The organism is Acinetobacter sp. V2 (assembly GCF_001188385.1).
In the GTDB taxonomy this organism is placed as follows: domain Bacteria; phylum Pseudomonadota; class Gammaproteobacteria; order Pseudomonadales; family Moraxellaceae; genus Acinetobacter; species Acinetobacter oleivorans.
The window spans coordinates 163,941-174,699 of the sequence record NZ_JZFB01000003.1 but is presented as its reverse complement, the minus strand read 5'-3'; the positions used below and the strand labels follow the sequence as shown (position 1 = coordinate 174,699).

Here is a 10,759-nt window from a genome sequence, read left to right as displayed (position 1 = left end):
CCCGCCATTGCTTGGTGTTTAACACAAGCGATACCACCACGGATTTCTTTACGTTGTACGCCAGCAACATAAGCCAACATACCTTCAGAACCGAAGTAACCTTGTGCAAGCTCATGTGTAGAAAGAGCAGCAGTATGGTAAGTCGGAAGTGTGATCAAGTGATGGAACACACCCGCTTCACGAGAAGCATCTGCTTGGAATGTACGGATCTTAGCGTCTGCATCAGCAGCTAATTCAGTATTATCATATTCAGCGCTCATTAATTTAGCACGGTCATATGCAGAAACGTCTTTACCTTCAGCAACCCAACGGTCGTAAGCTTGTTGACGGAAGTTTAAAGTCCAGTTGAATGATGGGCTGTTGTTATAAACAAGCTTAGCATTTGGAACAACTTCTTTAACACGGTTAACCATGTGTGCGATTTCTTCTACGTTTGGAGTCGCAGTTTCGATCCAAAGAAGGTCAGCACCGTTTTGAAGGCTAGATACACAGTCAAGTACAACACGGTCAATTTGTGTGTCAGCACGGAACTGATATAAACCAGAAGCTAAACGCTTAGGACGGTGTAGTTTACCATCACGCTTGATTAAGATTTCATCTTCTTGAGCATCAGCAATATCAATTTCTTGAGTATCTAAGTAGCTGATGTATTGAGAAGCGATGTCACCAGGCTCTTTAACCACTGGGATTTTTTGAGTCAAGTCAGCGCCTTCAGAGTCAGTACGCGCAACGATGATACCGTCATCAAGACCCATTTCTAAGAATGCATAACGTAATGCATGGATCTTAGCGATGAAGTCTTCGTGTGGAACAGTTACTTTACCAGCTTGGTGACCACATTGTTTAGCATCAGATACTTGGTTTTCGATTTGAAGCGCACAAGCACCAGCTTCGATCATTTTCTTAGCAAGTAAGTAAGTCGCTTCTTCGTTACCGAAACCAGCATCGATGTCCGCAATAATTGGCACAACGTGAGTTTCAAAGTTGTCGATTTGAGCTGTGATTTCAGCAGCTTTAGCAGTATCACCAGCTTCGTTTGCTTTTTTAAGTGCACGGAATAAATCATTTAATTCTTTTGCGTCAGCTTGACGTAAGAAAGTATAGATTTCTTCGATCAATGCAGGAACAGAAGTTTTTTCGTGCATAGATTGGTCAGGAAGTGGACCAAATTCTGAACGAAGAGCAGCAACCATCCAACCAGAAAGGTAGATATAACGTTTGCTTGTAGTACCGAAATATTTTTTGTTCGCAATCATTTTTTGTTGTGCGATGAAACCATGCCAGCAACCTAATGATTGAGTATATTTGCTTGAGTCAGCATCGTATTCAGCCATATCACGACGCATAATCGCAGCTGTATACTTAGCAATATCTAAACCAGTTTTGAAACGGTTTTGAAGTTGCATACGAGCAGCATCTTCTGGGCTAATGTCTGCCCAAGTATTGCCGAATTTTGCTTTTAATTGACGTACTGCATCAATCGCTGTTTGATATGTAGTCATGATATTGTCCTGTATTCATTTTAGGATTTCATCGATTGAAGCCTAGAGTCACGTTACTTAAATTTCTTATGACACCAGCTGCTTCCTCATGAACACAGCTTAGACTTAGCCAATCAATTAATCCAATATCCTTTATTAATCTTCAGTATTTATTTAAAAAATATACCAATAAATCGATATTATAGATAAAACCAAAAACATTAACACTTTGTTTATAAAAATAAAATTATTCTAAAGGAGTATAGAATTTTATTCTAAAAACCTAGTAAGTCTTATTTTTATACAATTTTTGAAGTTTTTCCAGCCATTTTTAAGTTAAAAAGTCAATTGTAAATTAGGCTATTTTTGCCAATGTAAAAAGTCAATTTACATGCTAGAAAGTAGTTAGTTATATATAAATATATTCTATTTATCTCCCTCATACTTAAAAACGTAGCAAAGACAATAAAATCGAGCCTTTGAAGTACCTCTCCCCCCTACTTAATTCCTACAAAAAATGTCGTTTTTCTCATCATTTTTTCACACAATAGTTATTAGATATGGCATAATTTGAAACAATTTCAGGGTTTTATTTTCGGTATTTTTTTTATGAATCTGGAGCGAGTAGATCTTAATCTATTAATATATCTTGATGTACTTCTTCGTGAAAAAAATGTTACACGCGCAGCCGAACAGCTTGGGGTAACTCAGCCTGCAATGAGTAATATTTTACGTCGATTGCGTAATTTATTTAATGACCCTCTTCTTATCCGCTCGTCCGAAGGCATGACTCCAACAGAACGTGCACTTGAATTACAGCCTCGTATTCGTGATGCCCTTTCTGATCTCTCCATGATTTTGGAACCCCGTACCGAATTCCGCCCTTATACAAGTAATCGCGTTTTCCGCATTATGACATCTGACTATGCTGAGGCAACTTTAGTTCCTCGTCTTGTCAAAGCGCTCCGCTCTGAAGCTCCAAACGTTGTTCTTGATTTTCTTACACCGAGTGATGTGTCTTATAGAGATATGGAACAAGGTAAAGTTGATCTTGCAATTAATAGATTTAATGAAATACCGCAAAGTTTCCATCAGGTTTTAGTTTGGCGTGATAGTTTCAGTTGTATTCTGAACGACAAACACCCTGCTGTGACCCATTTAAATTTAAAAAGCTATTTAGATGCACAACATATCTGGGTTTCTAAAACAGGTATGGGTGTAGGTTTTGGTGTAAACCCTGACAAACAAGGTGGTTTAGGCTGGATTGATCAAGCATTAGAACGTATTGGTCAACGTCGTAAAATTTCTGTATTTACTCGCCACTACCAAATGCCTGCTTTACTTGCTCAAAATGTAGATCTTATTGCTACATTACCAACACGCATGGCACGCCTACAAACACAGAATCCTAAACTGGTTATAAAGGATCCTCCTTTTTATATTCCAGAGTTCGAACTTAAAATGGCTTGGTGTCCGTTGTTACATCATCACCCTGCTCATCGCTGGCTGCGCCAACTTATCTTATTTGTTGCTCGTCAAATGATTGAAGAAGAAAACCGTGAATTTCTAACCAATAATTCACAATTTTCTCACTATTAAATAAATTTTAATTTAATTGTCCTATCTTCAAGCGCTGAGCAATCAATCTGATTACCTCAGCGCTTTTTTATGTTAAAACATAGTCATAATAATGATGAATCTCAGGTGATTTGTGAGTCTCTTTCAAAATATCATTATCATCGTACTGCTTATCATCGGAGCAGGCTTTTTATCTTTAACTGAAATTGCACTAGCAGGTGCCAGAAAAGTTAAACTAAAAATTCTAGCCGAAGCGGGTGAAGAACGCGCCCAACAAGTACTAGATTTACAAGAACAATCTGCTGACTTTTTTGCAGCCTCTCAAATTGGTCTAAATGCAGTTGCGATTTTAGGCGGTATTTTGGGTGAAGCTGCTTTTCGTCCTTATTTCGTCACTTTAGTGGACCGCTTTTACACAGGCCCTTGGACACAAACGATCGGTTTTGCCCTTTCCTTCACCCTAGTGACCTCACTCTTTATTTTATTTGCCGATCTTATGCCAAAACGTTTGGCTATGATTGCACCTGAAAAAATTGCAATTAGTGTTATTAACCCAATTCAAGTTTTTATTAAGATTTGCAAACCTTTAGCTTGGGGAATTAATGCTATTGCCAACCTGCTATTCCGCTTGTTTAAAGTAAATACAACACGAGAAGATAACATTACTTTTGATGATATTTCAGCAGTAATGGATGCAGGTGCTCAAGCAGGCGTACTTCAAAAACAAGAACATCACTTTATCGAGAATGTTTTTGAATTAGAAGAACGTAACGTACCTTCAAGCATGACTACACGTGAAAATGTTGTTTATTTCACTTTAAATGAACATGAAGATAGCATTCGCCAAAAATTAGCAGAGTATCCATATTCAAAATTTTTGGTATGTAATGAAAATATTGATCAAGTTATTGGTTACGTCGATGCAAAAGACTTTCTTGTTCGCATTTTAAACAATCAATCCCCAACTCAATTGAATGAATCAACCATTCGTACTGTCTTGATGATTCCTGACACCCTAACCCTCTCGGAATTACTTGATCGTTTCCGTTCTACAAAAGAAAAATTTGCGGTTGTGATAAACGAATATGCGCTTGTCGTAGGTGTTATTACTTTAAGCGATATTATGATTACGGTTATGGGCGACTGGGTCACCCCAATTGATGAAGAGCAACAAATTATTAAACGTGACAACAACTCATGGTTAATTGATGGCAGCACACCAATTGATGACTTAAGACACGCGCTTGAAATTGACGAAATGCCTGATGAAGAAAATTATGAAACTTTAGCAGGCTTCATGATGTACCGCCTACGCAAAATTCCACGTCCGGCAGATTTTGTAGAATTTGGTGGATACAAGTTTGAAGTAGTCGATGTCGATCATTTTAAAATTGACCAACTTCTTGTAACTCGAATTTTAGAACAAACTGAAGTACATTCATCAATTGATGACAACTGATTTATATTAATTTAAATACCTCACAATTTTATGTGGGGTATTTTTTTAAATCTAAATAAATTTTTCAAATATGTGTAATAATTATTTTAGATTCATAAATTCAAGTTGCTCTTTTAATCTAAAAGCAATATTATTTAAATCATCATTTATATTAAATCTTAAATACTGAAAAATAATAGAATAATCCATATATCTCAATTACCACTAAGCAGTTAAGTCCCAATTTACATTACCTCAGAACTTATGGAACTTAGCTCAAAGCAAGTCTTTAAATGGTTCTTCTTCTCATTTCCTCCATCAAACCATATATAATTTAAAAAAATATCATATAATTTTAAATTTTATAAAACCTTTATAATCTATTATAATGAATCACATTTATTATAAGCTTACTATAATCTTAATATATATGTTCAGTATTTCGCCTAAATATACCTCTCCAACTGAATATATATTAACCAAATAAACTAAATATATTATTTGTCTTTTTAATAAAAATTAATAAGAATAACCAAGGTCAGAGTTTTGAATAAACTTGTTCAGTAAAACTATAGGCAAAGGATTGATTGTATGCTGACATTACTTGGTGTTGGCATGATTTTGTGCTTCATGTACTTAATCATGTCCAAACGTTTAAGCCCTATTATTGCTTTAATTCTCATCCCATTTATTTTTTCTCTTGTTGCCTGGGGCCTAGGTCACTACTTTGAAAGTTTAAGTCACATTGAACTCAAAGGTCTCAGTGAGATGATGCTGGATGGCATCAAAAAATTAGCGCCAACTGGCGTAATGCTTTTATTCGCAATTTTATATTTTGCCTTAATGATCGATGCAGGTCTTTTCGATCCACCGGTTAAATGGATTTTAAAAAAGGTTAAAGGTGATCCTCTAAAAATCACACTAGGAACTGTGTTCTTAACCACAATGGTTTCTTTAGATGGTGATGGTTCAACAACCTATATGATTTGTGTAGCTGCAATGCTGCCACTTTATCAACGCCTAGGAATGAATACACTCATCATGACTGCACTTATGCTGTTATGTAGTGGTGTAATGAACCTAACACCATGGGGCGGCCCTACAGCTCGTGCTGCAAGTGCCCTGCAAGTTGACCCAAGCCACATTTTCGTACCAATGATTATCCCTATGGTCATTAGTATTGGTTGGTTATTCTTTTTGGCGTACCTATATGGTCGTTACGAGCAAAAACGTTTAGGCGTTATTGAACTTGAAACTCACCATGGCGACAATATTACCGTATCGAAAGATCCTGAAGCGACTCGCCCACATTTACGTAAAGTAAATATGGTGCTCACAATCCTTCTTATGATTGCTTTGATCAAAGGCATTTTGCCTATGTCTGTGTTGTTCATGATAGCGTTCTGTATCGCAATGCTCATTAACTACCCAGATGTTGATATGCAGAAAAAGCGCATTGCAATGCATGCGGACAGTGTCTTAGCTGTTGTGGGCTTAATTTTCGCAGCGGGTATTTTCACAGGTATTTTATCTGGCACAGGTATGGTTGAGGCGATGTCTAAAGAATTCGTCGCAATGATTCCTCCAAGCATGGGTCCATACCTTGCACCGATCACAGCTTTAGTGAGTATGCCTTTGACATTCTTTATGTCAAATGATGCATTCTTCTATGGCGTTTTACCTATTCTTGCTGAAGCTGCTTCACATTATGGTATTAGTGCAGAAGCGATTGCTCGCGCTTCGATTGTAGGTCAACCTGTACACTTGCTATCACCTCTTGTTCCATCAACCTATTTGTTATGTGGTCTTGCTAAAGTTGATTTTGCTGACCATCAAAAGTTCACTTTAAAGTGGGCATTCATAACTTGTATGGTATTAATGGGTACTGCTTTAGTGATTGGTGTTTTCCCACTGTTTAGCACGCTTTAATTATTCGTATGCAATAAAAAAGCCCCAATCGGGGCTTTTTTTTATTTCTGTACATATTCAATTAAGTGATCTAACACAATTTGAAAATGCAATGTAATGTCTTCGTCTAAAATTTTATAAGCATTATCAAATTGAACCATTGGCCAACCTTCTTTCCAAAATGGAAAAATATTGTGTAGACCTTCAGTCACGATTGCATCTTCACGACTAATCGCTTGAGCAACTTGAGCTAAAACCTGAGCGGTTTCCGCACCATCAATAGCTAAATAATCAATACCACGTGCTTTAAAAATACGGATACGGTCTTTTTTATAACGAATCTTTTTCGCCTGACCTAAATTCAAGCCTAATGCCAGCGTAGCAGCTTCTACAAACTTTTCTTCAAAGTTTGCATTCAACGCAACTAAAGCCTGTTTATGTGCTTCTTGACGCCCAGCTTTCCCCCCATTACGGATAATCTCATTTGCTTCCGTATCCAGCTTATCTTTTTTCATAGACTGTAAAATGTCTAAAATTTCGATATCGCTTAAAGATTCAGGAGATTGCTCAATCATGGGAGTCCTAATACACAAATATAAAAAAACATTGTCTCATAAAAGCGATATCAAAGCAGAATAAAATTTTAAATAGCCTATTATCTTGACTATTTTTATAGTCCTAACTTCATAGACTACCCTCATAAAATCAAATAATTCTTTGGTTATAAAATTAATTATTTGCCAAATGAATTTTACCCTGATAATATTATTTTACCCAGATAAAAATATACAGCTAAAATGAATACTAAAATCACCTATACTGCTTTCACTGGAAGCACGCTTATTGCGAGTGACTCCCTAGTTGAGCTTGCAAAAAAACTTAAAGGTCTTCCGAAAACAACGGAAAATATTCTGGTTTTTAATGATCAAACAGGTCAACAAATTGATCTTGATCTTTCTGGTTCGGAACAAGAATTTCAACAACGTTATGCTGAACCAGAAGAAATTAAAAAAGTTGGACGACCTAAACTCGGAGTAATTTCTCGTGAAATCACTTTACAGAAAAAACATTGGGATTGGTTAGATCAACAAAGTGCAAGTGCATCAGCAATAATTCGTAAGTTAATTGATAAAGAGTTAAATAATCCAAATTCTGAAGGCAATATTATGCTCGCTAAACAAGCCATCGACCGTTTTATGTCTGCGATGTTGGGTAATATGCCAAATTATGAGGAAGCAACACGCGCCTTATATCAAGGCGATCGAGATATATTTTTAAAGATGATTCAGAGCTATCCTAAAGATTTGAGAGAATATTTAACTTTAAAAACTCAAAATATTTTCTGAACCCAATAAAAAAAACCCGCTTACGCGGGTTTTCTCAAAATCAATTCAGTCTATTAAAGACGGACTAATTCCACAACTTTTTCAGCTGCTTCTTCAACAGTTTCAGCAGTAACTTCTGTATCTGTGCCATCCACAGCCGTAGTGATAATCACAACACCTGTCTCACGCACTAAAGTAATTTGCTCAGCAGTTAAGTTGGCTTTTGCAATCGCAACCACACCTTGTTGGATCAATAAACTTTCTAAAACTTGAGCTTTCTCGATTAACTGTGCAGAAACCCCAATCACCGCAGGTTTTTGACCTAAACGTGCAGCACGATCTTCAGCAGTAACAGGATTGCTATGTGCAGTCCACTCTACCGCAGACTCAACCATACCCGCACCAACCGTTACATTGCTTAAACGATCAATAAAAATAAATGAACCTGTGTATCGTGAATCTTGATATTGGTCAAATACGACTGGTGCATCAAACTCAACAACAACATCTGCAATTGCATTTAATTCAAGCTCTTCAACCTGAGTATGCTCAAGCGTATTCACATTCACACGATAGTGAATATTAGTTACTTTGGCAGGGACAGTTTGTGTACCAATCTTAACGTTGTACAGCTTGCCTTTCACCAATGGATGTTCATTCATCCATACTACTGAAGCACGAACACTACGAGAAATTAATGGTTGTTCACCTGCACGTACTAATACGTTTCCACGGCTAATATCAATTTCATCATTCAACGTTAATGTAACCGCTTGACCTGCAACAGCTTGGTCTAGATTTCCATCGAATGTTACGATTTCTTTAACTGTTGAGCGCTTACCTGATGGTAATGCAACAATTTCATCACCAACATTGATTTCACCTAAAGCGACAGTACCAGCGAAACCACGGAAATCGAGGTTTGGACGGTTCACATATTGAACAGGGAAACGGAATTCGTGCTTGTTTGATTCACGACTAATTTCCACAGATTCAAGAATGCTCATCAAGGTTTGACCCTTGTACCAAGCTGTATGCTCAGAAACATTTACTACGTTATCGCCATTTAAAGCAGAAATCGGTACAAACTGAATATTGGCTGGACGACGATCACCTAACTGACTTACGAAAGCATCATATTCAATCTGAATTTCAGTGAAGCGTTCAGGAGAGTACTCAACCAAGTCCATTTTATTGATAGCAACAACGATATTTTTAATACCGAGTAAACTAGCAATAAACGTATGGCGACGAGTTTGAGTTTGCACACCATAACGCGCATCAATCAAGATAATTGCAAGATCAGCAGTTGACGCACCAGTTGCCATGTTACGGGTATATTGCTCATGTCCTGGGGTATCAGCAATAATAAACTTACGCTTTTCAGTTGAGAAATAGCGGTAAGCCACATCAATGGTAATACCTTGCTCACGCTCAGCTTGTAAGCCATCTACAAGTAATGCCAAGTCTGGTGCATCACCTGTGGTTCCTACTTTTTTACTATCGCGCGTTACAGCTTGCAATTGATCTTCATAAATCAATTTTGAATCGTAGAGTAAACGTCCAATAAGTGTACTTTTACCATCATCTACGTTACCGCAAGTCAAAAAACGCAGAAGGTCTTTTTGTTCATGTTGCTTTAAATAGGCCAAGATATCTTGACTGATTAATTCTGATTGATGAGACATTGCTCAAACTCCACAAATTTAGAAATTGTCTTAGAAATAGCCTTCTTGCTTTTTCTTTTCCATTGAGCCCGCTTCATCATGGTCAATCATACGACCTTGACGCTCAGAACTAGTGGCTAAAAGCATCTCTTGGATAATTTCAGGTAACGTATCTGCTTCAGACTCAACTGCACCAGTTAATGGATAACAGCCAAGCGTACGGAAACGTACAGACTTCATCTGTGGAACTTCACCCTCTTTTAAACGCATACGTTCATCATCAACCATGATTAATGTACCGCTACGCTCTACTACTGGGCGAACAGCAGAGAAATAAAGTGGAACGATTTGAATATTTTCTAAATAGATATATTGCCAGATATCCAACTCAGTCCAGTTAGATAAAGGGAATACACGAATACTTTCACCTTTGTTCACTTTACCATTGTAAAGATTCCAAAGTTCAGGACGTTGGTTTTTCGGGTCCCAACGGTGCTTACTATCACGGAATGAATAAACACGTTCTTTCGCGCGTGATTTTTCTTCATCACGACGTGCACCACCAAAAGCAGCATCAAATTGATATTTATCCAAAGCCTGTTTTAAAGCTTGGGTTTTCATAATATCTGTATATTTTGAACTACCATGATCGAATGGATTAATTCCAGCTTCACGACCTTCTTTGTTCTGATGAACGATTAAATCAAAGCCATGCGTTTTTGCCATGTTATCGCGAAACACGATCATGTCTTTAAACTTCCAACCTGTATCTACATGCAATAAAGGAAATGGAAGTTTCGCTGGATAAAATGCTTTTAATGCAAGGTGAAGCATTACCGCAGAGTCTTTACCAATTGAGTAAAGCATGACTGGATTTTCAAATTCAGCAGCAACTTCACGGATAATATGAATGCTTTCAGCTTCAAGTTGCTTGAGATGTGTGAGTCTTGATTCAGTCATGAACACGTCCTTCTCTATCCATTTTGCCCATAAAATCTAGAAGTAGTATTAAACCACCACCTAGAAGACCATGTGGAGGAACGAGTGCCATAACAACTCCAATTTTTCGTGATAGATAATCCAACCACAAGCCTTTATATGGCTTATAGCATTAGTTATGCATTATAGTGATTTAAAACCGATTCCTTTTGCTTGTTTTTTCATATTGATATTCGATTTCATCATATACATGTAATATACTGATTCACTTGCGCAACTTTGCAATCGTAGCTTGTGTAGCCAACTTAAGCAAATCATGTTCTAGTCTTTAGATTTCTCTAAAAACCATAAAAAAAGAGAAGCTTTTATAGCTTCTCTTTTCTAAAACATGATCTATTCTTAGAAACCGAACATTTTACGTTC

The 10,759-nt window shown here is 37.1% G+C and carries 9 protein-coding genes; 4 read left to right on the top strand and 5 right to left on the bottom strand.

Going from position 1 to position 10,759, the window contains the following annotated elements; translation table 11 throughout:
• The coding region (locus tag UC75_RS11715) for an isocitrate lyase (protein ID WP_228137312.1) at window positions 1–1,502 on the bottom strand (1,502 nt) is incomplete at its 3' end.
• 588 nt (window positions 1,503–2,090) lie between these two features.
• On the opposite strand from UC75_RS11715, the gene UC75_RS11710 reads away from it, so the two are divergent.
• The 3 genes from UC75_RS11710 (at window position 2,091) to UC75_RS11700 (ending at window position 6,426) form a co-directional block, all read left to right on the top strand.
• On the top strand, window positions 2,091–3,080 hold the full coding sequence (locus UC75_RS11710) for a LysR family transcriptional regulator (protein ID WP_004703082.1): 990 nt from the start codon (window positions 2,091–2,093) through the stop codon (window positions 3,078–3,080).
• 112 nt (window positions 3,081–3,192) lie between these two features.
• Window positions 3,193–4,518, top strand: a complete 1,326-nt coding sequence (locus UC75_RS11705; RefSeq protein ID WP_004793961.1) for a hemolysin family protein — start codon at window positions 3,193–3,195, stop codon at window positions 4,516–4,518.
• Between the two features lie 570 nt (window positions 4,519–5,088).
• The gene (locus tag UC75_RS11700) at window positions 5,089–6,426 is read left to right on the top strand and encodes a CitMHS family transporter (RefSeq protein WP_004793962.1); all 1,338 of its coding nucleotides are present in this window, start codon (window positions 5,089–5,091) and stop codon (window positions 6,424–6,426) included.
• Between the two features lie 41 nt (window positions 6,427–6,467).
• Here the strand turns inward: UC75_RS11700 and UC75_RS11695 are convergent, their stop codons facing one another.
• Window positions 6,468–6,980, bottom strand: a complete 513-nt coding sequence (locus UC75_RS11695; protein ID WP_049837694.1) for a hypothetical protein — start codon at window positions 6,978–6,980, stop codon at window positions 6,468–6,470.
• Between the two features lie 222 nt (window positions 6,981–7,202).
• Here UC75_RS11695 and UC75_RS11690 point away from each other — a divergent pair, with 222 nt between their 5' ends.
• Window positions 7,203–7,751 carry a DUF2239 family protein gene (locus UC75_RS11690; protein ID WP_049837693.1) on the top strand — a complete coding sequence of 183 codons (549 nt, stop codon included), beginning with the start codon at window positions 7,203–7,205 and terminating at the stop codon, window positions 7,749–7,751.
• A gap of 53 nt (window positions 7,752–7,804) precedes the next feature.
• Here UC75_RS11690 and cysN read toward each other — a convergent pair whose 3' ends face one another.
• Genes cysN through UC75_RS18870 form a run of 3 tightly spaced genes read right to left on the bottom strand, consistent with a single transcriptional unit; the run spans window position 7,805 to window position 10,481 of the window.
• Window positions 7,805–9,418, bottom strand: a complete 1,614-nt coding sequence (gene cysN, locus UC75_RS11685; RefSeq protein WP_049837692.1) for a sulfate adenylyltransferase subunit CysN — start codon at window positions 9,416–9,418, stop codon at window positions 7,805–7,807.
• Between the two features lie 30 nt (window positions 9,419–9,448).
• A complete protein-coding gene (cysD, locus tag UC75_RS11680) occupies window positions 9,449–10,357 on the bottom strand; it encodes a sulfate adenylyltransferase subunit CysD (RefSeq protein ID WP_049837691.1) in 909 nt (302 codons plus the stop codon).
• Window positions 10,350–10,481, bottom strand: coding sequence for a hypothetical protein (locus tag UC75_RS18870; protein ID WP_002117520.1), 132 nt, complete (start codon window positions 10,479–10,481; stop codon window positions 10,350–10,352). Before UC75_RS18870 ends, cysD begins: the two co-directional genes overlap by 8 nt.
• Window positions 10,482–10,759 lie beyond the last annotated feature (278 nt).